Raw genomic sequence first — 24,979 nt, 5'->3', positions numbered from 1 at the left:
CTCTCTGGGGCGCCGCGCTCCGCGGGGCCGACGCCGGGACGGCGGCCGTCACGGGCGCCGCCACGAACGGCCGTCGCGCGCTAGCATCGCGTCGGCCGACTCCGGCCCCCACGTGCCGGACCGGTACTGGTCGGGCGTGCCCTTGGCCGCCCAGTGGGCGGTGATCGGGTCGAGGATCTTCCACGAGAGCTCGACCTCCTCACGCGTCGGGAAGAGCGGCGGGTCGCCCAGCAGCACGTCGAGGATGAGCCGCTCGTACGCCTCGGGGGAGGACTCGGTGAACGCGTGCCCGTACCCGAAGTCCATCGTGACGTCGCGGACCTCCATCGCGGTGCCGGGGACCTTCGCGCCGAACCGCATGGTCACGCCCTCGTCGGGCTGGACGCGGATGACGAGCGCGTTGTTGCCGAGGTCGGACGCCTGCGAGGTCTCGAACGGCAGGTGCGGAGCCTTCTTGAACACGACCGCGACCTCGGTCACGCGACGCCCGAGGCGCTTGCCGGTGCGCAGGTAGAACGGGACGCCCGCCCAGCGACGGTTGTCGATGTCCACGCGGATCGCGGCGTACGTCTCGGTCGTCGAGTCGGCGGGAATGCCGTCCTCGTCGAGGAAGCCGATGACCTCCTCGCCGCCCTGCCACCCGGCCGCGTACTGGCCGCGCGCGGTGTGCTTGGACAGCTCGCGCGGCAGGCGCACGGCCGAGAGCGCCTTGATCTTCTCGGCGCGCAGCGACGGGGCGTCGAACGACACGGGCTCCTCCATCGCGACGAGCGCGAGGAGCTGGAGCAGGTGGTTCTGGATGACGTCGCGCGCGGCGCCGATGCCGTCATAGTAGCCCGCGCGCCCGCCGATGCCGATGTCCTCGGCCATCGTGATCTGCACGTGGTCCACGTAGTTCGCGTTCCAGATGGGTTCGAACATCTGGTTGGCGAACCGCAGCGCGAGGAGGTTCTGGACCGTCTCCTTGCCGAGGTAGTGGTCGATGCGGAAGACCGAGTCGGGCGGGAAGACCTCCGACACGACGGCGTCGAGCTCGCGGGCGCTCTCGAGGTCGTGGCCGAAGGGCTTCTCGATGACGACGCGGCGCCAGGCGTCTCCCTCGGAGCGAGAGAGCCCGGAGCGGGAGAGCTGCCGGCACACGACCGGGAACGCGCTCGGCGGCACCGAGAGGTAGAAGGCGTGGTTGCCGCCCGTGCCGCGCTCGGCGTCCAGCGTCTCGACGGTCTCGCGCAGCCGCTCGAAGGCGTCCTCGTCGTCGAACGTGCCCTGCACGAACCGGATCCCCTCGGCGAGCTGCCGCCACGTCGCCTCGCGGAACGGCGTGCGCGCGTGCTCCTTGACGGCGTCGTGCACGACCTGCGCGAAGTCCTGGTCCTCCCAGTCGCGGCGCGCGAAGCCCGTGAGCGCGAAGCCCGGGGGGAGCAGGCCGCGGTTGGCCAGGTCGTACACCGCGGGCATGAGCTTCTTGCGGGCGAGGTCGCCCGTGACGCCGAAGATGACGAGCCCGCACGGGCCCGCGATCCGGGGCAGGCGCAGGTCGAGGGGGTCGCGCAGCGGGTTGTGCTCTGGCGTGATCTTGGCCGGTCTCACCTGGTGGCACCGTTCCGTTTCGAGGAGGGGTCGGGAGGACTGCAGAAGGTCTGAGGCGTGTGCGGATGATACGGCTGGCCCGGGTGGGCGCGCCGTCGTTCCCGCAGGTCGGACGCGTGCCCGCGCGCGGCGGGCACGCGTCGGGAGGTCAGGAGCCGGCGGCGTCGCGCAGGCCGTCGCGCGTGGTCGCGAGGAGGTCGGTCCAGCTGTCCTCGAACTTGCGCACGCCCTCCTCCTCGAGGCGGTCGGTGACCTCGACGAGCGAGACGCCGAAGGACTCGACGGTCTCCAGGGTGCGGCGGGAGGCGGCGGCCGTGCCGATGATCGTGTCGCCCGTCACGACGCCGTGGTCGGCGAACGCCTGGAGCGTCGCCTCGGGCATGGTGTTGACGACGCCGTCGGTGACGAGCTCGTCGACGTACATCGTGTCGCGGTACTCGGGGTTCTTCACGCCGGTCGAGGCCCAGAGCGGGCGCTGCGGCTGCGCGCCGGACGCGACGAGGGAGCGCCACCGGTCGGTCTGGCGGAACTCCTCGTACGCCTCGAACGCGAGGCGGGCGTTGGCGATCGCGGTCTGGCCGCGCAGGTCGAGCGCCTCCGGGGTACCGACCTTCTCGAGCGCGGCGTCCACCGCGGTGTCGACGCGGGAGACGAAGAACGACGCGACGGAGCCCACCGGCGCGAGGTCGATGCCGTCCGCGCGCGCCTGCTCGAGCCCGATCGCGAACGCCTCCATGACCGCGCGGTAGCGCGCGAGCGAGAAGATGAGCGTCACGTTGACGCTGATGCCCTGCGCGAGGGTGCGGGAGATCGCGTCGAGCCCGGCGACCGTCGCGGGGATCTTGATGTAGACGTTGGGCCGGTCGATGGTGGCCCACAGGCGCTCCGCCGTGACGACCGTCTTGTCGGCGTCGTGCGCGAGGCGCGGGTCGACCTCGATCGACACACGACCGTCGACACCCTCGGTCGCGTCGTACACGGGACGCAGCAGGTCCGCGGCGGCGCGCACGTCGTCCGTCGTGATGCGCTCGACCGCGGCCTCGACCGCCGCGTCGTCGACGCCCGCGGGGGCGAGCTCGGCGAGCTGGGCGTCGTAGGCGTCGCCCTTCGAGAGCGCCCCCGCGAAGATCGTGGGGTTGGTCGTGACCCCGACGACGCCGCGCGTCGCCACGAGGTCGGCGAGGTTGCCCGTGCGGAGCCGTTCTCGTGAGAGGTCGTCGAGCCAGATCGAGACGCCCGCTCCCGTGAGCTGCTCGACGGGGCCGGGGACGGTGGGGGACTGCGTCATCGGACTTCCTCTCGGTGGTGCTCTCGCTGCGGGCGTGCTCCCGGGCGGTCGCGCACGGCGGCCGGTTCCCGGGGCAGTTCCGAGGTGGGGCCGCGCGCGGCCCCACCTCGGAATCTACGAAGGGTCAGCGCTGGTCGCCAGTGCCACCCTCCGAGGGCGTCGGCGCGGCGCCCGGGGTGTCGCCACCACGCGCGGCCGCGATCGACTCGCGCGCCGCGGAGGCGACGGCCTCGGACGTGATCCCGAACTCGCGGTACAGCACCTGGTAGTCCGCCGAGGCGCCGTAGTGCTCGAGGCTCACGGTGCGGCCGGCGTCGCCGACGAGCTCGCGCCAGCCCTGCGCGACGCCCGCCTCGACGGAGACGCGTGCGCGGACGGCGGCCGGGAGCACCGACTCGCGGTACGCCGCGTCCTGGCCGTCGAACCACTCGCGGCTCGGGACGGAGACGACGCGCGCCTGGACGCCCTCGCCCGCGAGGATCTCGCGCGCCTCGACGGCGAGCTGCACCTCGGAGCCGGTGCCGATGAGGATGACGTCGGGCGTCCCCTCGGTGTCGAGCAGGACGTAGGCGCCGCGGGCGGTGCCCGACGCGTCGGCGTAGCCCTCGGTGCCGCGCGGGAACGTCGGGACGTTCTGGCGCGTGAGGATGATGCCCGCCGGGCGCTCGGTGTTCTCGAGGATCGTGCGCCAGGCCCAGGCCGTCTCGTTCGCGTCGGCCGGTCGGACGACGTCGAGGCCCGGGATCGCGCGCAGCGCCGCGAGGTGCTCGACGGGCTGGTGCGTCGGGCCGTCCTCGCCGAGGCCGATCGAGTCGTGCGTCCAGACGAACGTCGTCGGGATCTCCATGAGCGCGGCGAGGCGCACCGCGGGGCGCATGTAGTCGCTGAACTGGAGGAACGTGCCGCCGTAGGCGCGCGTGCCGCCGTGCAGGACGATGCCGTTGAGGATCGCGCCCATGGCGTGCTCACGGATGCCGAAGTGCAGCGTGCGGCCGTACTCGTGGCCGGGGAACTTCTTGGTCGCGTGCTCGACGGGCACGAAGGACGGCTCGCCGTCCATGGTCGTGTTGTTCGACCCGGCGAGGTCGGCCGAGCCGCCCCAGAGCTCGGGCAGCACGTCCTTGAGCGCGGTGAGGACCTTGCCCGACGCGGAGCGCGTCGCGACGGCCTTGCCCGCCTCGAACGTGGGGAGCGCGTCCTCCCAGCCGGCGGGCAGCTCGCGCTTCTGGAGCCGGCCGAGGAGCTCGGCGCCCGAGGGGTTCGCCGTCGTCCACGCCGCGAAGGCGGTCTCCCAGGCGGCGCGCGCGTCGCCCTGGCGCTCGCCGACGGCGCGCGTGTACGCGAGCACCTCGTCGTCGATCGCGAAGCTCGCCTCGGGGTCGAGGCCGAGCTCGATCTTCAGGCCCTTGATCTCGTCGGCGCCCATGGCCGAGCCGTGGATGCCGCCGGTGTTCTGCTTGGTCGGCGACGGGTAGCCGATGATCGTGCGCAGCGCGATGATCGACGGCTTGCCGGTCTCGGCCTTGGCGGCCTCGATCGCGGCGTGCAGCGCGTCGACGTCCTCGCCGTAGCCCGTGCCGCCGTTGGTCCAGTCGACGCGCTGGGTGTGCCAGCCGTACGCCGCGTAGCGCGCGAGGACGTCCTCCGTGAACGCGATGTCCGTGTCGTCCTCGATGGAGATCTTGTTGTCGTCCCAGATGACGACGAGGTTGCCCAGCTGCTGGTGCCCGGCGAGCGAGGAGGCCTCGCTCGTCACGCCCTCCTGCAGGTCGCCGTCGGACGCGATGACGTACACGTGGTGGTCGAACGGCGACTCGCCCGGGGCGGTCGACGGGTCGAGCAGCCCGCGCTCGCGGCGCGCCGCGAAGGCCATGCCGACGGAGGACGCGAGGCCCTGGCCGAGCGGGCCGGTCGTGATCTCGACGCCCTTGGTGTGCTTGTACTCGGGGTGGCCGGGGGTCTTCGAGCCCCACGTGCGCAGCGCCTCGATGTCCGCCATCTCCAGGCCGTAACCGGCGAGGAAGAGCTGGAGGTAGATCGTGAGCGACGAGTGGCCCGCCGAGAGCACGAACCGGTCGCGGCCGACCCAGTGGTCGTCCGACGGGTCGTGGCGCATGACCTTCTGGAAGAGCAGGTAGGCGGCCGGGGCCAGCGAGATCGCGGTGCCGGGGTGGCCGTTGCCCACCTTCTCCACCGCGTCGGCGGCGAGCGCCTTGATCGTCTTGACGGCCCGGTCGTCCAGGTCCGTCCAGTCCAGGGGCGTGTGAGCAGGGGACAACGCGTTCACCGAACCTCATTCCCGTCCGGAGCGCGCGCCCCGGATCCTCGCGACAACTCGAAACAACCGTTGAACATTTCCCGGCCTCACGCCTCAGGGGGCGGGGCGGCCCGGTGCCGGTCACGTCGTCCGCGGGCCACAGGTCCTGACGGGCGGTCCGACGCGGGACGGTTGCGGGTCCAGCCTATACGCGGACGCCGTTCGTGCCCGGGCGGTGCCCACGTGCTGGATTTCGGTCGGATGTCACACAATCGCCCGGCCCGTCCGGTCGGCCCCGGCGCAGGCGGGGACGTACGATGAGCGAGGACGACCGGCGGTCCGTCCCAGCTCGCCCCCCCACCTCAGAACGGAACACCGAAGCGCGTGCACACCACGAGCCAGGCACCGATCGACGGGACCGGAAGCCCGTCTGGCGCCGCGTCGACCCAGCAGCCGTCCTCGCCGACGAGCCCCGTGTCCTCCGTCGCCCCCGCGGCCGAGGCCGTTCGTGCGACCCGCACCCTGCGCGAGCGCCTCGGCGCCTACGTCGCGCTGACCAAGCCGCGCATCATCGAGCTCCTCCTCGTGACGACGGTGCCGACGATGATCCTGGCCCAGGGTGGGCTGCCGGGCATCGGGCTGATCCTCGCGACGCTCGTGGGCGGTACGCTCGCGGCAGCGTCGGCCAACGTCTACAACTGCTACCTCGACCGCGACATCGACGAGGTCATGAACCGCACCAAGCGGCGCCCCCTCGTCACGGGCGAGGTGACGCCGCGGGCCGCGCTGGTGTTCGCGACCGTCCTCGGCGTCGTGTCGCTCGTGTGGTTCGCGCTCCTGGTCAACGTCGTCTCGGCCTGGCTGACGTTCGCGGCGATCGCGATCTACGTCGTCGGCTACACGATGATCCTCAAGCGCCGCACGCCGCAGAACATCGTCTGGGGCGGCATCGCGGGCTGCATGCCGGTGCTCATCGGCTGGTCGGCCGTCACCGGGTCGCTGAGCTGGGCCGCGCTCGCGCTGTTCCTCGTCATCTTCTTCTGGACGCCGCCGCACTACTGGCCGCTGTCCATGAAGTTCAAGCGCGACTACGCCAACGCCGGCGTGCCGATGCTCCCGGTCGTCGCGGACGACCGCAAGGTCGCGCGCGAGATGATCGTCTACGGCGTCGCGATGGTCGCCTCGTCGCTCGCGCTCTGGCCGCTCGCCGGCATGACCTGGGTCTACGGCGTCGTCGCGACCGTGCTCGGGGCCTGGTTCCTGTCCTCGTGCGTGACCATGCTGCGCCGCGCCCGCGACAAGGCCGACGGCAAGGGCGGCAAGGTCGGGGAGATGAAGGTCTTCCACGCCTCGATCACGTACCTCACCCTGCTCTTCGTCGCGGTGGCGGTCGACGTCTTCCTCCCGCTGTGAGCCCGGCCGTGCCAGGGGGACGGTAGGACCATGGGCTCCGGCGAGGCGCTCGTGCCCGAGGCGCTGGACCGCGCCGCGCGGGAGTACCTCGCGCACCTCGCCGTCGAGCGCGGCCTGTCCGCGAACACCGTCGCCGCCTACCGGCGCGACCTCGCGCGCTACGTCGCGTTCCTCGCCTCCCGGGGCAACCACGCGGTCCGCGAGGTCGAGGCGGACGACGTCGCGGCGTACGTCACCGCGCTACGCACCGGTGCCGACGGCGGGGCGAGCCTCTCGGCGTCGTCCACGGCGCGGTCCGTGGCCGCCGTGCGCGGTTGGCACCGCTTCTGCGCGGCGGAGGGCCTCGCCGATGCCGACGCCTCCGCCGACGTGCGGCCCCCCGCCCAGGGGAGGAGGCTCCCCAAGGCGATCTCGACCGACGAGGTCGCACGCATCCTCGAGGCCTCCGGCGTCGGCGACGGCCCCGGACCCCTGCGCGACCGTGCGCTGCTCGAGCTCGTCTACTCGACCGGTGCGCGCATCACCGAGGCCGTGAGCCTCGACGTCGACGACCTCGACCTCGGGACGGGCGCCGTCCGCCTGCTCGGCAAGGGCGGCAAGGAGCGCGTGGTGCCTGTCGGATCGTTCGCGCGGCGCGCGCTCGACGCCTACCTCGTCCGCGGGCGCGCGGGACTGGCCGCGCACGGCCGCGGGACGCCCGCCGTCTTCCTCAACACGCGCGGCGCGCGCCTGTCGCGGCAGAGCGCGTGGGCCGTGCTGCGCACCGCCGCCGAGCGCGCGGGGATCGACCACCCGGAGCGGATCTCGCCGCACACGCTGCGGCACTCCTTCGCGACGCACCTGCTCGCGGGCGGCGCCGACGTGCGCGTCGTCCAGGAGCTGCTGGGGCACGCCTCCGTCACGACGACGCAGATCTACACGCTCGTCACCCCGGACACGCTGCGCGAGGTGTATGCCGCCGCGCACCCCCGCGCGCTGGGCTGACGCGGGAACGCGGCGCGCGGGCGCGTGCGCACGAGCGGCGGCAGGGTCCTGCGATACCGTGGCGGACGTGAGCAGCCAGGCCGAGACCCAGCCCGAGACGCGCGGCGCGCAGAGCTCGCACGGCGACGCCGTCCGTCCGGCCGCCCCCGTGACCTCCTCCGAGCGCGACGTCGCACCCGTCGTCGACCACGCCACGAACGGCGAGAGCCGCGAGACGACCGAGGCGCCCACCGACGTCGTGGGCCGCCCCCTGCCCGAGTTCCCGGTCCCCGCGCCGCTCGCGGCGCACGGCCCCGGACGCATCATCGCGATGTGCAACCAGAAGGGCGGCGTCGGCAAGACGACGACCACCATCAACCTCGGTGCGACGCTCGCCGAGTACGGCCGCAAGGTCCTGCTCGTCGACTTCGACCCGCAGGGCGCGGCGTCCGTGGGGCTCGGCGTCAACCCGCACGAGCTCGACCGCACCGTCTACAACCTGCTCATGGAGCGGGGCGCGGACATCCACGACGTGCTCGTCCCGACGGACGTCGAGAACCTCGACCTCCTTCCCGCCAACATCGACCTGTCGGCCGCCGAGGTCCAGCTCGTCGGCGAGGTGGCGCGCGAGTCCGTCCTGTCGCGCGTGCTGCGGCCCGTCGTCGACGACTACGACGTCATCCTCGTGGACTGCCAGCCCTCGCTCGGCCTGCTCACGGTCAACGCGCTCACCGCAGCGCACGGCGTCCTCATCCCGCTCGAGTGCGAGTTCTTCGCGCTGCGCGGCGTGGCGCTGCTCGTCGAGACGATCGAGAAGGTGCGCGACCGGCTCAACCCGCGGCTCGAGGTGGACGGCATCCTCGCGACGATGTTCGACTCGCGCACGCTCCACTCGCGCGAGGTCGTGGCGCGCGTGCACGAGGCGTTCGGCGACAAGCTGCTCCAGACCGTCATCGGGCGCACCGTGAAGTTCCCGGACGCGTCCGTCGCGGCCGAGCCCATCACCGTCTACGCGCCGACCCACCCCGGCGCGGTCGCGTACCGGCAGCTCGCCCGGGAGCTGGTCGCCCGTGGCGACGCCGCCTGAGATCGAGCCAGCGCGTCGAGGGTTCGAGGTCCGCCTCGACAACTTCAGCGGCCCGTTCGACCTGCTGCTGTCGCTCATCACCAAGCACAAGCTCGACATCACCGAGGTCGCGCTCGCGCGCGTGACGGACGACTTCATCGCGTACATCCGCGACGCCGAGCGCGCGGCCGCCGCTGCCCGCGCCGCGGGGGAGGACCACCCCGGGTGGGACCTCGGGACCGCGAGCGAGTTCCTCGTCGTGGCGGCGACGCTGCTCGACCTCAAGGCCGCGCGCCTGCTGCCCACGGGCAGCGTGGAGGACGACGAGGACCTCGCCCTCCTCGAGGCGCGCGACCTCCTGTTCGCCCGGCTGCTGCAGTACCGCGCGTACAAGGACGTGTCGGGGGTCCTCGCGGAGCGGTTCGAGAGCGCAGGTCGGCGCTTCCCGCGCGTCGTGCAGCTCGAGCCGCACCTCGCCGCGCTCCTGCCGGAGCTCGTGTGGACCATGGGTCCCGACCAGCTCGCAGCGCTCGCGGCCCGCGCCCTCGCGCCCAAGGCGCCCCCGCCCGGCGTCTCGCTCGACCACCTGCACGCGCCCGCGGTGAGCGTGCGCGAGCAGGCGGGCATCGTCGTCGACCGCGTGCGCAGCCACGGCACGACGACGTTCCGCGCCCTCGTCGCGGACGCGGGGGAGACGGCCGTGGTCGTCGCCCGCTTCCTCGCCCTGCTCGAGCTGTTCCGCCAGGCGCTCGTCGCGTTCGACCAGGTGACGCCGCTCGGCGAGCTCACCGTGCGGTGGTCGGGTGACGACGACGCTCCGGAGCCCGCGCTCGCCGACGTCGGCAGCGAGTTCGACGAGGGAGACGACCCCGAGCCGGTCGACGCCCCCGCACCCACCGACCTGGAGGTCCCCGCGTGACGCAGCCCGACGGCGCCCCCGCCCTCGACGAGGTCCTCCCGCCCGCCGTGCACGACCTCCCGGGCGGACTGCCCGCCGCACTGGAGGCCGTGCTCATGGTCGCGGACGAGCCGATCCCGGTCGTCGAGCTCGCCGCGGCGCTCGCGGTCCCCGTCGACGCGGTCCTCGACGCGCTGCACGACCTGGCCGCCGAGTACCGGGGCGACGACGGCGGGCGACCGCGCGGGTTCGAGCTGCGTGCGGCGGGCGGCGGGTGGCGCGTGTACTCGGCGCCGGCGCACGCCGAGGTCGTGGGACGGTTCGTGCAGGGCGGCCAGACGGCGCGGCTCACGCAGGCGGCGTTGGAGACTCTGGCCGTGATCGCGTACCGTCAACCGGTCAGCCGCGGCCAGGTGTCGGCGGTGCGAGGGGTCAACGTGGACGGCGTGGTGCGCACTCTCGTGGCGCGCGGGCTCGTGGCCGAGGTCGGTCAGGACCCGCACACCGGCGCCGGCCTGTTCGGCACCACGGGCTACTTCCTCGAGCGCATGGGCTTCACGTCGCTCGACGAGCTGCCCCCGCTCGCCCCGCACCTGCCGGACATGGACGACCTCGAGGGCCTGGACGGGCTCGCCGACCTGCGCGGCAGCGCGCGGGCAGGCGCCGTCGCGTCCCCGACGGCCCTCTCCGACGGCGCGGCTGACGACGGGGACGACGCACCGGCGTCGGCCCCGACGCTGCACGACGTGGCGCACGACGCCGCGCAGGACACGACGGACGAAGGACACGCATGAGCTCGAAGGACGGACGCCAGCCCGGTGACGGGGGGCGCGGGCGCGCCCCGCGCGACGGGGCGGGCGACGCGCGTCGCGGTGGCCCGCGGCGCGGCGACGCCGCACGCTCGGGCGGCGCCCCGCGGGGGGCCGGCTCCGGGTCGACGGGCACGTCCGCGGGCCGCGGCGCGAGCGCCGGCCGCGGAGGTCGCAGTGGCCAGGCCGCGGGGCGCGGCACGACGCCCTCGCGCGGCGGTCAGCAGCCCGGTCGGCAGCAGCCTGGTCGGCCGCGACGTGCGCAGCAGCCGACGGAGCCGCAGCGGGACGTGCACGTCGAGGACGGCGTGCGCCTGCAGAAGGTGCTCGCCTCGGCGGGGCTCGGCTCGCGCCGCGCGTGCGAGGAGCTCATCTCCCAGGGCCGCGTCGAGGTCGACGGCGTCCGCGTGACCGAGCTGGGCGTGCGGATCGACCCGGAGCGCGCCGTCGTGCACGTGGACGGGATGCGGCTCCAGCTCGACTCGTCGCGCGTGACGCTCGCGCTCAACAAGCCGCGCGGCGTCGTGTCGACCATGCACGACCCGGACGGTCGCCCGTCCATCGCCGAGCTCGTCGCGGACCGCCCCGAGCGTCTCTTCCACGTCGGGCGCCTCGACGCGGACAGCGAGGGCCTGCTCCTGCTGACGAACGACGGCGAGCTCGCGAACCACCTCGCCCACCCGTCGCACGAGGTCGCCAAGACGTACCTCGTCACGGTGCGCGGCAAGGTGCCGGGCAACGTCGCCAACAAGTTCCTGCACGGCATCGAGCTCGAGGACGGGGTCGTGCGCGCGGACGCGTACCGCGTCGTCGACCAGGTCGCGGACCAGACGATGATCGAGGTCGTGCTGCACTCGGGGCGCAACCGCGTGGTGCGCCGCATGTTCGAGGAGGTCGGCTTCCCCGTGACGCGCCTCGTGCGCACGCGTATCGGTCCCATCGCGCTGGGCAACCTGCGCCCGGGGACGACGCGCGTCCTCGGCCGGACCGAGCTCGGCAGCCTCATGGCGGGCGTCGGGCTCTAGGGCCGAGGAGGTCCCCACGCGACCTGCACCACCCTCCGACGGACCGCCGTGAGGCGGGCCGTCCCGTACTGAAGGAGCACCACCCATGCCGGTCCGGGCGATCCGGGGCGCGACCCAGCTCGACGTCGACGAGCGCGAGCACCTCTTCGAGCGCACGCGCGAGCTGGTCCAGGAGGTGCTCGACGCGAACGCGGTCGATACCGACGCGCTCATCTCGATCCTCTTCACCTGCACGCCCGACCTCGTCGCCGACTTCCCGGCCGCGGCGGCGCGCGAGATGGGGCTCGGGGACGTGCCGCTCATGTGCGCGACCGAGATCGCGGTGCCGGGCGCGCTGCCGCGCGTCGTGCGCCTCATGGCGCACGCCGACCTCGACGTCGAGCGGTCGGCCGTCCAGCACGTGTACCTGCACGGCGCCACGTCGCTGCGCAAGGACCTGGCCCAGTGAGCGCGGGGGGCGCCGCGGGCACTGCGGGCACCGCGGGTACCGCGCTGACGATCGCGGTCGACGGTCCCTCGGGGTCGGGCAAGTCGAGCGTGTCCAAGGGCGTCGCGCGCCGGCTCGGGCTCGCGTACCTCGACACCGGCGCGATGTATCGCGCCGCGACCTGGTGGTGCCTGCACCGGGGCGAGGACCTCACCGACCAGGCGGCGGTCGCCCACGCGGTGCGCGTGATGCCGCTGGTCATGGGCCTGGACCCGTCCGGGCCGACCGTGCACGTGGACGGGACCGACGTCGGCGAGGCGATCCGTTCCACGGAGATCTCCACGGCCGTGAGCGCGGTCGCGACCAACCTCGACGTGCGCGCGGAGCTGCGGCGCCTGCAGCGCGCGGTGATCGAGGCCGAGCGCACGCCGTCGGGGTTCGCCGGGGGGCGCGGCGTCGTGGCCGAGGGCCGGGACATCACGACGGTCGTCGCGCCCGACGCGGACGCGCGCGTCCTGCTCACCGCGAGCGAGGAGGCGCGCCTGGCGCGCCGTTCCCTCGACGTGCACGGGACGGCGGACGCCGCCGCGGTCGAGGCGACCAAGGACCAGGTGCTGCGCCGGGACCGCGACGACGCGACGGTCTCGCAGTTCCAGGTCGCGGCCGACGGCGTCGTGACGGTCGACTCGTCCGAGCTCGACCTGGAGCAGACGATCGACGCCGTGCTCGCCGTCGTCGAGCAGGTCACCGGGCGGGTGGTCGGTCCGCGCCAGGGCTCGTGAGCGCGAGCCCGACGGGCGAGCGGGTGCCGTCGCCCGCCGGCCCGGCCTGGTCGCGCTGGGTCGGCCGGTTCCTCGCGCGCGTCGTCTGGTCGACCCGGGTCCTCGGCGCGGAGAACGTGCCGGCCGACGGCCCCGTCGTGCTCGCGGCGAACCACACGGGCGTGGTCGACGGGCCGATCGTGCTCGGGGTCGCGCCCCGCCCCCTCCACGTCCTCGTCAAGGAGGAGATGTTCGTCGGGCCGGTCGGGTGGGTCCTGCGCGCGGCGGGCCAGATCCCCGTCGACCGCAGCGGCGGCCGGAGAGCGCTCGCGACCGGGCTGGGCGTGCTGCGCCGGGACGGCGCGGTCGGCGTGTTCCCCGAGGGCAACCGCGGTCGCGGCGACGCGACGTCCGCCCGGGCCGGGGTCGCGTGGCTCGCGCTCAACGGTGGAGCGCGCGTCGTCCCCGTCGCCGTGCTCGGCACGCGTCGCACGGGCGAGGGCGTCAACCGGATCCCGGGCCTGCGCCGCCGCCTCGTGGTCCGGTTCGGCGAGCCGTTCGCCGTCGAGCGGGCGCCCGGGGTGAGCGGCAAGCAGGCGCTCGAGGACGCGAACGAGCGCATCCGCACCGCCCTCGCGGAGCTCGTCGCGGACACCGTCGCCTCGACGGGCGTGGCGCTGCCCACGGACGACCCGAACCGGGAGCGGCGGGCGGCGCCGTGAGCACCGGCGGCCCGGTGGCGCACGTCGTGGGCGACCGCCCGGGCACGGGAGTCCTCGTCGGCCTCGCGTCCGCGCTCGCGTTCGGCGCGAGCGGCCCGTTCGTGAAGCCGCTGCTCGAGGCGGGGTGGTCGCCGGGCGCCGCCGTCTTCGCGCGGGCGCTGTGCTCGGCGCTCGTCCTCGCCCCGGTCGCGGCGTTCGCGCTGCGGGGCAGCCACCGGCTGCTGCGCGAGGAGTGGCGCCTCGTCCTCGGGTTCGGCCTCGTCGCGGTCGCCGGGACGCAGCTCTGCTACTTCGCGGCCGTCGCGCGCATGCCGGTCGGCATCGCGCTGCTCGTCGAGTACCTCGCGCCGGTGCTGCTCGTCGGGCTGGCATGGCTGCGCACGCGGCACGTCCCGCCGCGGCTCACGCTCGCGGGCTGCGTCGTCGCGGTCGCCGGGCTGGTGCTCGTCGTCGACCCCGCGGGCGCGCGCCCCGACCTCGTCGGGGTCCTCTTCGCCCTCGGCGCGGCCGTGGGCCTCGGCGCCTACTTCGTCCTGTCCGCGCGCCCGACCCGGCTGCCGGCCGTCGCGCTCGCCGCGTCGGGGCTGGGCGTCGGGGCGCTCGCGCTCGGCGCCGCCGGCCTCGTGGGCGTGCTGCCGTTCGCCGCGCCGTTCGTCGACGTCGCGCTGCTCGGGACGTCCGCGCCCTGGTACGTGCCGCTCGCCGTCGTCGTGCTCGTGGCGACGGCGTTCGCGTACGTCTCCGGCGTTGCCGCGACCGTGCGCATGGGGGAGCGCCTCGCGTCGTTCGTCGGGCTGTCCGAGGTGCTGTTCGCCGTCGTCATCGCGTGGCTGCTCCTCGGCGAGGCGCCGAGCCTCGTGCAGGCGGCCGGAGGCGTCCTCGTCGTCGCCGGCGTGGTGCTCGTGCGCCTCGCGGGGTCGCCCGGCGCGCGGTAGGTTCGCGCGTAGCCGGCCGTGGAGCCGTGCCGTCGTGAGGTCGCGGACGCCAGCCAGCACGCGCGGAGAGGAGAGCGGATGACCGACGCTCCGGGCAAGCCCACGACCGTGGACGAGTACCTCGCGACGCTGACACCCTCGGCGCGGGACGTCGTCGCCCACCTGCGCGCCGTCGTCCACGACACCGTGCCCGGCCTCGGCGAGCGCATCAGCTACGGCATCCCGACGTTCACGCTCGACGACCGGTACGTCGTCTACCTCGCGGGCTGGGCCCACCACGTCTCGCTGTACCCCGTGCCCGAGACCGACGACGAGCTGGCGCGCCGGATCGCGCGCTACCAGGACGGCAAGGGGACCCTGCGGTTCTCGCTGGCCGAGCCCGTGCCCGACGACGTCGTGCGCGCCGTCGTCCTCCGGCTCGCCGCCCGCGCGGCGGCGGCGCGCGACGGCCGGGCCGGCTGATCCGGCCCTCCGCGGAGCCCCGCGAGGGCGCGCCGACGGGCCGGGTTCGGAGCCTGGCCCGCGGCCTGGGAGAATGGACCACATGACCACACCCGACCCCGCCCAGCCCGGCACGCCCGGACAGATCGACGCCGCCGGGCAGGCCGAGGAGCCCCTGGCGCCCGCGGACCTCGCGGACTCCGCGGACTCGGCGGACGACGCGGCGCGCGAGCGTGCGCTGCGCGCCGGCCTCGAGGACTACGAGCTCGAGGACACCGACCTCGTCCTCCTCGACGCCGACGGCGAGGTGATCGAGGGCTACGAACCCGAGGCGCCGCTGCCCGTGCTCGCCGTGGTCGGCCGCCCCAACGTCGGCAAGTCGACGCTCGTCAACCGCATCATCGGGCGCCGCGAGGCCGTCGTCGAGGACAAGCCGGGTGTCACGCGCGACCGCGTGAGCTACCCCGCCGAGTGGGCAGGGCGGCGCTTCACGCTCGTGGACACGGGCGGCTGGGAGGTCGACGTCGCGGGCATCGAGTCGAAGGTCGCCGAGCAGGCGGAGGTGGCGATCTCGCTCGCGGACGCCGTGCTGTTCGTCGTCGACGCGACGGTCGGTGCCACCGCGACGGACGAGCGCGTCGTGCGCCTGCTGCGCGAGTCCGGCAAGCCCGTCGTGCTGTGCGCCAACAAGGTCGACGGGCAGTCCGGCGAGGCGGACGCGGCGTACCTGTGGGCGCTCGGCCTGGGCGAGCCGCACCCCGTGTCGGCGCTGCACGGCCGCGGGACCGGCGACCTGCTCGACGCCGCCATGGCGGCTCTGCCGACCGAGTCCGAGCACGGCGAGGTGCGCCCGACCGGTCCGCGCCGCGTCGCGCTGATCGGGCGGCCCAACGTCGGCAAGTCGTCGCTGCTCAACAAGATCGCCGGCGCCGACCGTGTCGTCGTCGACGAGATCGCCGGCACGACCCGCGACCCCGTCGACGAGCTCGTGACGATCAAGGACGTCCCGTACGTCCTCGTCGACACCGCCGGCATCCGCCGCCGCGTGCACCAGACCAAGGGCGCCGACTTCTACGCCTCGCTGCGCACGCAGGCCGCGATCGAGAAGGCGGAGCTCGCGGTCGTGCTCGTCGACGCGTCCGTCCCGCTCACCGAGCAGGACACGCGCGTCATCTCGCAGGTCGTCGACGCCGGCCGCGCGCTCGTCATCGCCTACAACAAGTGGGACCTCATGGACGAGGACCGCCGTCCGTTCCTGGAGCGCGAGATCGAGAAGGACCTGGTCCAGGTCCAGTGGGCGCCGCGCGTCAACGTCTCCGCGCGGACGGGCTGGCACACCGACCGGCTCGTGCCCGCGATCCAGCGCTCGCTCGAGTCGTGGGACACGCGCATCCCGACCGGGCGCCTGAACGCGTTCCTCGGCGAGCTCGTCGCCGCCCACCCGCACCCGCTGCGCGGCGGCAAGCAGCCCCGCATCCTCTTCGCGACCCAGGCGTCCACGCGCCCGCCGCGGTTCGTCATCTTCGCGACGGGCTTCCTCGAGGCCGGCTACCGCCGGTTCATCGAGCGTCGCCTGCGCGAGACGTTCGGGTTCGAGGGCACGCCCATCGAGATCAGCGTCCGCGTGCGGGAGAAGCGCAAGCGGTGAGCGACGGCGCGGCACGCGTCCCCGCGGGGGTCACCCGGCGGGGGCGTGCGCTGCGCCTCGGCGTCGCGCGCGACACCGCCGCGACCCGCCACCTCGTGACGTTCCTCGTCGTGACCGTCGCGACCGTGCTCGTCACGCGCTTCCTGCTCGCCGCCTCGGGGTACCCGCAGGTCGGCGGGGGAGACCTGCACGTCGCGCACGTGCTGTGGGGCGGGCTGGGCATGGCGCTCGCGGTCGTCGTGCTGCTGTCGTTCGTCGGCCCGGCGCTGCGGTCCCTCGGCGCGGTGCTCGGCGGCGTGGGCTTCGGGCTGTTCGTCGACGAGATCGGCAAGTTCGTCACCGCGGACAACGACTACTTCTACCAGCCGACGGCGGCGCTGATCTACGCGACCGTCGTGGTCCTCGTGCTCGTGGTCGAGGCGGTGCACGGGCGGCGCCGGCACCACCCGGCCGAGTACCTGGCCGTCGCGACGGACCGCGCGGTCGCCGGCGTCGCGGGCGGGTTCACCGACGACGCGCGAGACGAAGCGCGGGCGCTCGCGGCGCGGGGCCGGGGCGAGCCCGCCGCGGCGGAGGTGTCGGCGCTCGTCGAGGCCGTGCCGCGCGACGACGTCGACGTGCCCGACCCCGTGCGCGCGCTCGTCCGTCGTGCGTCCGCCTGGTTCGCCGCGGCGCTGGGACGGCCCTGGGCGGCTGTCGTCGTCGTGGTCCTCGCGCTCGGGACGGCGCTGGGGTCCCTCCTGGCCGGGATCCGCGTGCTGGGCGGCGGGATCGACGTGCCGACGTGGGTGGGCGCGGGGATCGTCGTCGGGGTGGCGGGGACGGTCGCGTGTGTCGTGGCGGGCGTCGTCGTGGCCCGCGGCGGGTCGCCCGAGGACCACCGGGCAGGCGCCGTCTGGGTGCGCCGCGGGGTGCTCGTGTCGCTGCTGCTCACCCAGCTCCTCGTGTTCCGCGCGCTCCAGTGGGTCGGCGTCGGGGGTCTCGTCGTCGACCTGCTGGTGCTCGCGGCGCTCGGTGCCGCGCTGGGCCGGGACGACGAGCGCCGTCGGGCGTCGGTGAGGACGGAGCGACGCGTCTGACGCCGCCGACCGGGCGCCGAGCCCGCGGTGGGCGGTGACGACCCGTCACCGAACCCGTGGTTGCGTGCCAGGGGGAGGCTGAGGTGCCGCGCAACCCCGGGTTCGGCGATCAGGCGACCACGACCGGGCGGACGAGGTCGGCGAGGCGCCGGACCTCCGCGAGCAGGCGAGCGGCGGCCGGGGCGAGGGTGCCGTCGTCGTGGATCCGGCCGTCGTCGTCGAGCCAGCGGCGCAGGTGGATCGTGACGGCGCTCGCGGTGGGCAGCATCCCGAGCGCGACGACCACCGGCGTGATCGCCTCCACCGCGCGCATCCCGCCCGACGACATCCCGTACGACACGAACCCGACCGGCTTGTCGCGCCACTCGTCGGCGAGGTAGTCCAGGGCGTTCTTCAGCGGTGCGGGGTAGCCGCGGTTGTACTCCGGCATGACGAGCACGACGGCGTCCGCCGCCTCGACCCGGGCGCTCCACGCGATCGTGTGGGCGTGCACGTAGCCGCCGGAGTGCGCGTCGACGGGCTCGTCCAGGAACGGCAGGGCGACCTCGGCGAGGTCGGCGACGTCGACCTCGAGGCCCGGGTCGGCGGGCACCTGGGCGAGGAACCAGTCGGCGACGGCGGGGCCGACGCGGGTGGGGCGGGTGCTGGCGACGACGACGAGCAGCTTCACGAGGGGTCTCCTGGGGTGGTGGGGACGGAGCCGGGGCGGTCCGCGAGCCGCGGTGCCCGGACGGTGAACAGGGCGAGGAAGGGCTGGACGAGCGGCCCCACGGCGAGCGCGTACACGACCGTGCCCACGCCGACCGTGCCGCCGAGGGCGAGCCCCACGCCGAGGACGCCGAGCTCGATCCCGAGGCGCGACCAGCGCAGCGACCGACCGCGGGCGGCGAGGCCGGTCATGAGCCCGTCGCGCGGGCCGGGCCCGTACCCGGCGCCGATGTACAGGCCGGTCGCGGCGGCGTTGACGACGACGCCCGCGACGAGCAGCACGACGCGCCAGGGGAGCGGCTCGACCGTCGGGAGGACGGCGAGGGTGAGATCGACGAACACGCCGACGATCACGACGTTCGCGACCGTGCCGAGCCCGGGTCGCTGACGCAGCGGGATCCAGAGCGCGAGCACGACCACGCTCGCGAGGATCACGACGACGCCGAGCGGCAGTCCGGTCGCGCGCGCGACGCCCTGGTGCAGCACGTCCCACGGGAACAGCCCGAGCTCGGCGCGCACGAGCAGCGCGATGCTCGCGCCGAAGAGGGCGAGCCCCAGCACGAGCTGGGCGAGGCGGCGGGTCGTTGACATGTCATCGATGCAATCACGACTCTCGATGACATGTCAACGAGTGTGGGATGCTGTCCCCATGACCGACGCCTCCGGACCTCGCTGGCTCTCCCCGGACGAGGAGCGCGCGTGGCGCGCGTACCGCCGCATGCAGACCGTCCTGCCCGTCGCGCTCGCGCGCGACCTCGCGCGGGACTCCGGGCTGTCCGACCCGGACTACGACGTGCTCTCGACCCTGTCGGAGCAGTCCGGGCACCGGTGGCAGCTCCGCGAGCTCGCGGCGCGCATGCTCTGGTCCCGTAGCCGGCTCTCGCACCACCTCGCGCGCATGGAGGCACGGGGGCTGGTCGCCCGTGAGCCGGACCCCGACGACGGCCGCAACGCCGTCGTCGTGCTCACCGACCTCGGCTTCGCGACCCTCGAGGGGGCCGCGCCCGCGCACGTCGAGTCCGTGCGTCGCCACCTCGTCGACCTCGCCACGCCCGAGGAGCTCGCGGCGCTCGCGGCCCTCGCCGAGCGGGTCGTCGCGGAGGTGGGCGACCTCGCGTAGGAGATGCCCTCTCCGCGTCAGCGGATCCCGAGGGCCTCGCGCAGCTCGCTCCCGCGTGCCACGACGACCGCTCCGTCGCGCAGCTCGACCGGAAGGTGCGGCAAGAGGGTCTCTGACGGCACCGCCGCCGGGCAACCGACGGCGAGGATCGCCAGCGAGCCCGCTCTCGCGAGGTCCGTGACGACGTCCCACGCCGCCAGCCCGGCGATGTGGCTGAGCATCAGTCCCCGCGAGAGGTCCGCGCCGAAGATCTCGGCATCGCCGTCGTCGAACACGGCTCTCGTCATCTCGCCGGTGCGGACATCGCGCGTGACGTACGCATCGAGGACGGCGAGCAGGGCGCCGGCGTCGCAGCCCGCGGCCTCGCCGTCGACGAAGCGCTGGAGGAACACGTCGAAGCTCATCGGGCGGCATCCTTCTCGCTCGCGCGAAACTCGGGGAGGAGCGCCCTCAGGCGCACGACCGTCCCTGCCTCCTCGCTCTCCGCGGATCCGGCACCGGACACGGACGACGACGCACGGAGTGCCAGCGCGGCCCAGCCGAGCGGGCTCGGCCGGTTCTCTGGGCGAGCCAGAGGCGAAATCTGTCGAGGTCGGGGTGCGCTCGGCTGCGGCCGACGAAATGTACCAGCCCGCCGCCCTAGGATCGGTGCCCATGACCGACCTGCCGCTCGCCCCCAGCCACGACGCCTTCCCGAACCACGTCTTCGACGCGTTCGGCGTCCCGCCGGCCCTGCTCGACGAGCGCATCGGCGGTTCCGTCATGGTCGTGGCCAAGCAGCCGACGGACGGGCCGCTCACGCTCCTCACCGCGGGCGTGTCCCGGCTGCCGGTGGACGCCGGGCCTCCCGTCGAGCTGGCGGTCGAGGTGCCCGAGGGGCAGGAGGGCGCCGCGCTCGTCGCCCTGCGGATCGTGTGCGACGACATCGCGGTCAACCGCCGCACCCCGCCGTTCGAGACGCCGTGGCGCAACGGGGACCCGTTCCTGACCGGGACGCGGATCTCCGCGATCATGGCGACCGGGTCGCGCTGGGGAGCCGCGCTGGACGACGTGGTCGATCCCGTGGGGAACGTGGTCGGCCACGTCCGCACGCTGCGGCTGCTCACCGACGCGGAGGCGCAGACCGCCTCGCGGGTCGGCTGGTCGGGACTCGTCGAGGAGGCCGGGTCGATCGACGCCCTCCTGGACGTCACGCGCCCCTGACGTCACGAGGAGCGCCGACCGGGCGCAGCCACCGGTGGCGCAACCGCTCGTCGGGGCGGGCGAGACGGACCGTCGTCGTGGGCATGCCGACCGTCCTCGACCACGGCCCGCCCGGCTCGGCGCCCTGCGCGCGGCCGTCAGCAGGCCGGCGCGGCGTGCTCGACCCGCTCGACGCGCTCGGTGCCCCCGCCTCCCGCCGTGCGCGCCGTGACCGTCACGACGCCGGCGCTCGGTGTGGTCCGCACGGCGAACGACTGGTACGCGCTCGACCCGGGCTCCACGCCGGTGAACGACCTCGACCCGTAGGCGGTCGCGACGTCGACGTCGAGCGCGACGTCGTCCGTGTTGGCGACGCGGACCGCGACGTACGGGGTGCCGGCGAGGCAGCGCAGGCGGACGTCCGTGGCGACCGACGGCCGGTCGCCGACGAGGAGGTCGAGCGGGATCGAGTCGGCGATGGCCTGCTGCCCGGCGACGTTGGCGTGGACACCGTCGCCGGTGTCGTAGGGCGGGTAGATCGAGTCGGGGTTCGCCGGGTCCTGGAGGACCGCGTCGAAGTCGAGGACGCCGTCGCACGACCCGTCGCAGTCGCCGCCCGCGCGCACGACGTCGTTGACGGCGCGGCGGTACTGGTTCTGCAGCGCGGTGTACCCGGGGCGCGGGGTGACGGGAGTGACGAAGACTCTGATGCCCTCGGCGCGCAGCCGCTCGAAGATCTGCTCGTAGCTGGCCAGGATCGTCGCGTCGGTGCAGCCGTTCGCGAGGTCGTTGGTGCCGTAGTAGAAGATCACGCCGGTCACCCCGTGCAGGGCGAGGACGTCGCGCTCGAGGCGCGAGACGCCGTCGTTCCCGCCGCCCCCGCACGCGGGCGAGGAGGTCGTGCCGCTGATCCCCTCGTTGACGATCGCGACCTGCTGCGAGGGCGGCAGCTCGGCGGCCACGCGGCGCGCGAGGTCGTCGGTCCAGCGGCGGTCCTGGCCGAACGCGTCGCAGCCCGGCCCGCAGCTCTCGCTGCCCACGCCGTCGACGACGGAGCTCCCGTAGGCGACGATCGTGCCCGCGACGTCCGCGTCGTACACGTCGACCGCGCTGACGAAGTACGTCCACGGCAGGTTCTCGGTGAACGACGCACCGGAGACCTCAGCGTTGCGGTTGCCCGACCCGGTCGGGGCGCCGTAGTTGTTGCGGCCCGCGCGGTCGTGCAGGCTCGCGACGGTCGGCCGGGCGAGGTAGAAGGTCACGGCGACCTCGTCCAGGTCGTCGGTGGCGATGCTCGTCGGGTCGCTCCAGACCTCTCCGCCCACGGGGATCGTGACGCTCTCGGCGCCGCCGAAGGTGAGCACACGGTCGGTGCCCGCGACGATCGCCGGTCCTCCGGCGCTCAGGGCGAGCGACGTCTGGTCGATGACGACCGGCCCGACCCCGTACTGGTTCTGCAGCCGGATCCGCACGGCGTCCCCGCCCTGGCTCAGGCGGGTGACCATCCGCATCGACTGGTCGTCGAAGTTCTTGGTGGAGACGCGCTGCTGCGACTGCGCCCAGCTCGTGAACCAGCCGGCGTCGTCAGGCCCCGGGGCGTCGGCGGCGGAGGCCGTGCCGAGACCGGTCAGGGCGAGCCCGAGCGTCGTCAGGGCGGCGAGCAGGGCTCGGCGTGCGCGCCGCGGGGCGCGCGTGGTGCGGTCGGGTGGGGTGTGCGTGTGCGGCATCCGGGCGTCCCTCGGCGTTGAGGTTGATAGCGGTGTCAGGGGGAACCTAGCACCGTTCGCCCCGGCCCGGCCCCGAGATGCGGACGGCGGCCGGACCCGCGTGGGTCCGGCCGCCGTCGGGCGGCGTGTCACCCGGCCGCCATGGCCTCCTCAGCCGAGCGGACCGTACAGGGCAGGGGACGTGCGCGCGTGCACCGACTGCTCGAGCGCGAACGCGAGGCCGAGGAGCGGGCCCTCGTCGAAGTCGCGGCCGAGCAGCTCGAGGTTGACGCCGCCTCCTGTGACCGTCGCGTCGGCCGCGGTCGCCTGGCCGATCGGCACGGTCACGGCAGGGAGGCCCGTGTTGGGGCTGAGCCGCAGGTTGGTACCGATCGTCCCGTAGGGGTTCGCGCTGGGGTAGACGAGCGCGTCGAGGTCGGCGTCGTCGAGCATCGCGGTGACGAGGTCCTTGCCCTCGGCGAGCACCCGGGTGTGCGAGCCGTCGGGCCCGGCCCACGCCAGGTACGTCTCCTCGGAGATCGCGGCGCGCGAGACGTAGGTGCTGCGCCGCGAGGGGACGAAGCGGCCGGAGTCGACGATGCCCTGCAGCGTCCGCGCCTCGACCTGCGGTGCGAGGTGGTTCGCGACGTAGGCGTCGAGGTCGTGCCGGAACTCGTTCGTCGAGCCCGAACCCTCGTTGAGGACGCTCGCGAAGCCGTTCGGCAGCACGGGCGACCACGTCGTGGGCGGCGCGACCTCGACGACGGTGGCGCCGAGCGACTCGAGCGTGGCCCGCGTCTGCGCCCACAGACGCAGGGTCGTGGCGTTGCTCCCCAGCATGGACGGCACGTAGCCGATGCGGGCACCGTCGAGCGCGTCCGCGTCGAGGAACTGCGTGTACGACGCCGGCACCTCACCCTCCTGGCGCGACGTGACCGGGTCCGCGGGATCGACGCCCACGACCGCGTCGAGCGCGACGGCTGCGTCGAGGACGCTGCGCGCCATGGGCCCGCCGGTGTCCTGGCTCAGCGCGAGCGGGACGATCCCGTCCCGGCTCGCGAGGCCGACGGTCGGTCGCACGCCCACGAGCTGGTTGTACGACGACGGCACGCGGATCGAGCCGCCCGTGTCCGTGCCGAACCCGAGCCCTGCGAGGTTGGCGGCGATCGCCGCGCCCGTGCCGCCGCTCGACCCGCCGGCCGTGCGGCTCGTGACGTACGGGCTCGCGACGAGCGTGCTCGTCCCCGCGTCCTGGTACGCCGAGAACTCGGACACGAAGCCGAACGCGAACTCGTCGAGGCTCGCCTTGGCGAGGACCACGGCACCGTCGGCGCGCAGCCCGTCGACCATCGTCGCGTCGGTCGTCGTCCGGTTGCCGTCCCAGCACCCGCAGCCACCCGTGGTGGGCATGTCCTTCGTGTCGTAGTTGTCCTTGACCGCGACCGGCACGCCGAGGAGCAGGCTCGTCATGCCGTCTGCGTCCCGGGCCGCGTCCGCGCGTGCCGCGGCGTCGAGCGCGACGTCGCTCGTCGTGATGATCGAGTGCAGAGGCCGCCCGCCCGCGCCCGTGTCGACGAGCGTCGTGTCGTAGGCCGCGATGCGGTCCAGGTACTCCTGGGTGATCGCGACCGACGACGTGACCCCGGCGTTCATCGCCGCCTGCATGTCGAGCACCGACGCCTCGACGAGCTCGAACGGCCCGTCGTCGTAGATCATCCGCTGGGAGACCGCCGCGAGGTCCGCGACGGTGATCGTGCCGTCGCTGTCCGTGTCGGCCGCGGCGACGTCGTCCCACGTGGCGTCGTCGGTCGTCGCGCCGAGCGCCGCGGCGACGACGGCGAGGTCGTCGGTCGTCACCTGCTCGTCGCCCGTGAGGTCGAGCTCGGTCCAGTACGGCGCGAGGATCGGCGCGGCCGCGGGCGCCGCCGTCGCGACGGGAGCCGCGACGACGGCGAGCGCGAGACCGGCGACGGTGAGCGTGGCGAGCCCGCCCGCTGCGGCTCGTCGGTGGCTGGTGGGCACGGGCTGCTCCTTCGTGGTGGTGGGCCGGCGGTGCACGCCGGCGGCGGGGGCGCCGGCCGTCGGGTCGGCGCTCATCGGGAGGCCACCGCGCGGCGACGCGCCCAGAGGATCACGACGCCCACCGTGACGGCGAGCAGCGCGGCGCCCGCGAACCAGGCGACGCTCGCGCCCGTCGAGGCGAGCGAGCCCGAGCCCGCCGAGGTCGACGGCGAGTCGGACGCGTCGTCGGCCCCGGGGGCGGTGGTGTCGTCACCCCCCGGGGTCGGGGAGGTCGCGCCGTCCGTCGGGTCGTCCGTGGGCGGCGCCGTCACGGCGGCCGTGATCGTCGTCGTGGCGGACGCGAGGTCGGTCAGGGAAGCGGTCGTGGCGTCGGCGCCGACGAGGGTGGCCGTCGGGACGGTGAACGGGGCGTCGCCGTCGGCGACGGCCGTGAACGTGAGCGTCACGAGCGTGACGTCTCCCTCCAGGCCGGGGGACGTGCCGAGCCGCGTGTGCGCAACGGCGACGGCGCCGCCGTCGTCGACCACGTCGGAGAACCCGCCGTCGGGCGTGACCGCGGAGTCCTCGACGAGCTCGACGAGGTCGGGGTCGTAGGCGACGGCCAGGTCGTAGGCGTAGAGGTCGACGGCACCGGTCGTCGCGACGGTCACCGTGATGGAGGTGCCAACCTCCGCCGTCGACGGCGCGTCGAGGGTCGCGTCAGAGGCGGACGGCGCGGCGTGGGCCGGAACGGTGAGGGCGGTCGCGGCGACCGCCAGGCCGCCGACGAGCGCGGCGCGCCGGCCGAGCCGTCGGCGCGAAGGGGATCGGGTCATGAGGGAGCAGGTCCTTCCTCGGGCGCGCGCCGGTCTGCGCGCACGACCGCGGTGGTGGTGGGGCCCCCTGCCGCGACCGATGCTTACAAGTCCCTGTTTCCCGG

At 74.4% G+C, this 24,979-nt stretch carries 23 protein-coding genes and 1 pseudogene; 15 read left to right on the top strand and 9 right to left on the bottom strand.

The genetic code is table 11. The features are described from left to right. Positions 1-48: 48 nt before the first annotated feature. From zwf to tkt, 3 genes are all read right to left on the bottom strand, one after another. Positions 49-1,590: a glucose-6-phosphate dehydrogenase gene (gene zwf / locus JOE63_RS12715; protein WP_047232815.1), complete on the bottom strand. Its 1,542-nt coding sequence runs from the start codon at positions 1,588-1,590 to the stop codon at positions 49-51. A gap of 148 nt (positions 1,591-1,738) precedes the next feature. Then, the gene (gene tal / locus JOE63_RS12710) at positions 1,739-2,878 is read right to left on the bottom strand and encodes a transaldolase (protein WP_204541803.1); all 1,140 of its coding nucleotides are present in this window, start codon (positions 2,876-2,878) and stop codon (positions 1,739-1,741) included. Between the two features lie 124 nt (positions 2,879-3,002). Beyond that, positions 3,003-5,165: a transketolase gene (gene tkt / locus JOE63_RS12705; RefSeq protein ID WP_204541800.1), complete on the bottom strand. Its 2,163-nt coding sequence runs from the start codon at positions 5,163-5,165 to the stop codon at positions 3,003-3,005. Between the two features lie 444 nt (positions 5,166-5,609). Between tkt and JOE63_RS12700 the strand changes: the two genes are divergently transcribed. The 13 genes and pseudogenes from JOE63_RS12700 to JOE63_RS12640 all read left to right on the top strand — a co-directional run bounded on the left by JOE63_RS12700 (position 5,610) and on the right by JOE63_RS12640 (position 17,322). Next, positions 5,610-6,548 (top strand): heme o synthase, encoded by a 939-nt coding sequence (locus JOE63_RS12700; RefSeq protein ID WP_204541797.1) that lies wholly within the window; start codon positions 5,610-5,612, stop codon positions 6,546-6,548. 30 nt (positions 6,549-6,578) lie between these two features. Beyond that, on the top strand, positions 6,579-7,532 hold the full coding sequence (gene xerD, locus JOE63_RS12695) for a site-specific tyrosine recombinase XerD (RefSeq protein ID WP_204541794.1): 954 nt from the start codon (positions 6,579-6,581) through the stop codon (positions 7,530-7,532). A gap of 238 nt (positions 7,533-7,770) precedes the next feature. Next, a complete protein-coding gene (locus JOE63_RS12690) occupies positions 7,771-8,598 on the top strand; it encodes a ParA family protein (protein WP_244286435.1) in 828 nt (275 codons plus the stop codon). Further along, positions 8,582-9,496 carry a segregation and condensation protein A gene (locus JOE63_RS12685; RefSeq protein ID WP_204541791.1) on the top strand — a complete coding sequence of 305 codons (915 nt, stop codon included), beginning with the start codon at positions 8,582-8,584 and terminating at the stop codon, positions 9,494-9,496. The genes JOE63_RS12690 and JOE63_RS12685 overlap by 17 nt, the downstream gene beginning before the upstream one ends. Further along, positions 9,493-10,101: pseudogene (scpB, locus tag JOE63_RS12680) on the top strand (SMC-Scp complex subunit ScpB); the annotation flags it as partial. The gene JOE63_RS12685 and the pseudogene scpB, both read left to right, overlap by 4 nt. Before the next feature lie 164 nt (positions 10,102-10,265). Beyond that, positions 10,266-11,309, top strand: coding sequence for a pseudouridine synthase (locus tag JOE63_RS12675; protein WP_204541785.1), 1,044 nt, complete (start codon positions 10,266-10,268; stop codon positions 11,307-11,309). An 85-nt stretch (positions 11,310-11,394) separates the two neighbouring features. Then, positions 11,395-11,757: a chorismate mutase gene (gene aroH / locus JOE63_RS12670; protein ID WP_087472142.1), complete on the top strand. Its 363-nt coding sequence runs from the start codon at positions 11,395-11,397 to the stop codon at positions 11,755-11,757. Further along, positions 11,754-12,518 carry a (d)CMP kinase gene (gene cmk / locus JOE63_RS12665; protein ID WP_307840078.1) on the top strand — a complete coding sequence of 255 codons (765 nt, stop codon included), beginning with the start codon at positions 11,754-11,756 and terminating at the stop codon, positions 12,516-12,518. Before aroH ends, cmk begins: the two co-directional genes overlap by 4 nt. After that, positions 12,515-13,219, top strand: a complete 705-nt coding sequence (locus JOE63_RS12660) for a lysophospholipid acyltransferase family protein (protein ID WP_204541781.1) — start codon at positions 12,515-12,517, stop codon at positions 13,217-13,219. The genes cmk and JOE63_RS12660 overlap by 4 nt, the downstream gene beginning before the upstream one ends. Next, positions 13,216-14,154 carry an EamA family transporter gene (locus JOE63_RS21685; protein ID WP_204541779.1) on the top strand — a complete coding sequence of 313 codons (939 nt, stop codon included), beginning with the start codon at positions 13,216-13,218 and terminating at the stop codon, positions 14,152-14,154. Before JOE63_RS12660 ends, JOE63_RS21685 begins: the two co-directional genes overlap by 4 nt. A gap of 78 nt (positions 14,155-14,232) precedes the next feature. Further along, the gene (locus tag JOE63_RS12650) at positions 14,233-14,616 is read left to right on the top strand and encodes an iron chaperone (RefSeq protein WP_087472140.1); all 384 of its coding nucleotides are present in this window, start codon (positions 14,233-14,235) and stop codon (positions 14,614-14,616) included. 82 nt (positions 14,617-14,698) lie between these two features. Beyond that, on the top strand, positions 14,699-16,243 hold the full coding sequence (gene der / locus JOE63_RS12645; protein WP_087472139.1) for a ribosome biogenesis GTPase Der: 1,545 nt from the start codon (positions 14,699-14,701) through the stop codon (positions 16,241-16,243). Then, a complete protein-coding gene (locus JOE63_RS12640; protein ID WP_204541777.1) occupies positions 16,240-17,322 on the top strand; it encodes a hypothetical protein in 1,083 nt (360 codons plus the stop codon). Before der ends, JOE63_RS12640 begins: the two co-directional genes overlap by 4 nt. A 109-nt stretch (positions 17,323-17,431) precedes the next feature. Here JOE63_RS12640 and JOE63_RS12635 read toward each other — a convergent pair whose 3' ends face one another. Together JOE63_RS12635 and yczE are read right to left on the bottom strand one after the other, a co-directional pair. Next, positions 17,432-17,992, bottom strand: a complete 561-nt coding sequence (locus JOE63_RS12635) for an NADPH-dependent FMN reductase (protein ID WP_087472138.1) — start codon at positions 17,990-17,992, stop codon at positions 17,432-17,434. After that, a complete protein-coding gene (gene yczE, locus JOE63_RS12630) occupies positions 17,989-18,621 on the bottom strand; it encodes a membrane protein YczE (RefSeq protein ID WP_204541775.1) in 633 nt (210 codons plus the stop codon). Before yczE ends, JOE63_RS12635 begins: the two co-directional genes overlap by 4 nt. A gap of 58 nt (positions 18,622-18,679) precedes the next feature. Here yczE and JOE63_RS12625 point away from each other — a divergent pair, with 58 nt between their 5' ends. Continuing rightward, positions 18,680-19,150 carry a MarR family winged helix-turn-helix transcriptional regulator gene (locus JOE63_RS12625; RefSeq protein WP_204541773.1) on the top strand — a complete coding sequence of 157 codons (471 nt, stop codon included), beginning with the start codon at positions 18,680-18,682 and terminating at the stop codon, positions 19,148-19,150. A 17-nt stretch (positions 19,151-19,167) separates the two neighbouring features. On the opposite strand, the gene JOE63_RS12620 is transcribed toward JOE63_RS12625, so the two are convergent. Continuing rightward, positions 19,168-19,554: a hypothetical protein gene (locus tag JOE63_RS12620; protein WP_204541771.1), complete on the bottom strand. Its 387-nt coding sequence runs from the start codon at positions 19,552-19,554 to the stop codon at positions 19,168-19,170. A 250-nt stretch (positions 19,555-19,804) separates the two neighbouring features. On the opposite strand from JOE63_RS12620, the gene JOE63_RS12615 reads away from it, so the two are divergent. Beyond that, entirely contained in the window at positions 19,805-20,353 is a 549-nt protein-coding gene (locus tag JOE63_RS12615; RefSeq protein ID WP_087472134.1) for a suppressor of fused domain protein, read from the top strand. 137 nt (positions 20,354-20,490) lie between these two features. On the opposite strand, the gene JOE63_RS12610 is transcribed toward JOE63_RS12615, so the two are convergent. From JOE63_RS12610 to JOE63_RS12600, 3 genes are all read right to left on the bottom strand, one after another. Then, the gene (locus tag JOE63_RS12610; protein ID WP_204541769.1) at positions 20,491-22,059 is read right to left on the bottom strand and encodes a GDSL-type esterase/lipase family protein; all 1,569 of its coding nucleotides are present in this window, start codon (positions 22,057-22,059) and stop codon (positions 20,491-20,493) included. A 150-nt stretch (positions 22,060-22,209) separates the two neighbouring features. Further along, positions 22,210-24,060, bottom strand: coding sequence for an amidase family protein (locus tag JOE63_RS12605; protein ID WP_244286163.1), 1,851 nt, complete (start codon positions 24,058-24,060; stop codon positions 22,210-22,212). A gap of 71 nt (positions 24,061-24,131) precedes the next feature. Continuing rightward, positions 24,132-24,875 carry a cohesin domain-containing protein gene (locus JOE63_RS12600; protein ID WP_204541767.1) on the bottom strand — a complete coding sequence of 248 codons (744 nt, stop codon included), beginning with the start codon at positions 24,873-24,875 and terminating at the stop codon, positions 24,132-24,134. Between the last annotated feature and the right edge of the window lie 104 nt (positions 24,876-24,979).

This window comes from Cellulosimicrobium cellulans (assembly GCF_016907755.1).
Lineage (GTDB): Bacteria > Actinomycetota > Actinomycetes > Actinomycetales > Cellulomonadaceae > Cellulosimicrobium > Cellulosimicrobium cellulans_D.
The sequence above is the reverse complement of the archived record's forward strand: the minus strand, read 5'-3'. Positions and strand labels throughout refer to the sequence as shown.

Coding starts and splice junctions, on each gene's coding strand:
- xerD (WP_204541794.1), top strand. CDS start 6,579: ATGGGCTCCGGCGAGGCGCTCGTGCCCGAGGCGCTGGACCGCGCCGCG.
- JOE63_RS12600 (WP_204541767.1), bottom strand. CDS start 24,875: ATGACCCGATCCCCTTCGCGCCGACGGCTCGGCCGGCGCGCCGCGCTC.
- aroH (WP_087472142.1), top strand. CDS start 11,395: ATGCCGGTCCGGGCGATCCGGGGCGCGACCCAGCTCGACGTCGACGAG.
- yczE (WP_204541775.1), bottom strand. CDS start 18,621: ATGTCAACGACCCGCCGCCTCGCCCAGCTCGTGCTGGGGCTCGCCCTC.
- JOE63_RS12650 (WP_087472140.1), top strand. CDS start 14,233: ATGACCGACGCTCCGGGCAAGCCCACGACCGTGGACGAGTACCTCGCG.
- JOE63_RS12675 (WP_204541785.1), top strand. CDS start 10,266: ATGAGCTCGAAGGACGGACGCCAGCCCGGTGACGGGGGGCGCGGGCGC.
- JOE63_RS12615 (WP_087472134.1), top strand. CDS start 19,805: ATGACCGACCTGCCGCTCGCCCCCAGCCACGACGCCTTCCCGAACCAC.
- JOE63_RS12620 (WP_204541771.1), bottom strand. CDS start 19,554: ATGAGCTTCGACGTGTTCCTCCAGCGCTTCGTCGACGGCGAGGCCGCG.
- JOE63_RS12625 (WP_204541773.1), top strand. CDS start 18,680: ATGACCGACGCCTCCGGACCTCGCTGGCTCTCCCCGGACGAGGAGCGC.
- JOE63_RS12610 (WP_204541769.1), bottom strand. CDS start 22,059: ATGCCGCACACGCACACCCCACCCGACCGCACCACGCGCGCCCCGCGG.
- der (WP_087472139.1), top strand. CDS start 14,699: ATGACCACACCCGACCCCGCCCAGCCCGGCACGCCCGGACAGATCGAC.
- tal (WP_204541803.1), bottom strand. CDS start 2,878: ATGACGCAGTCCCCCACCGTCCCCGGCCCCGTCGAGCAGCTCACGGGA.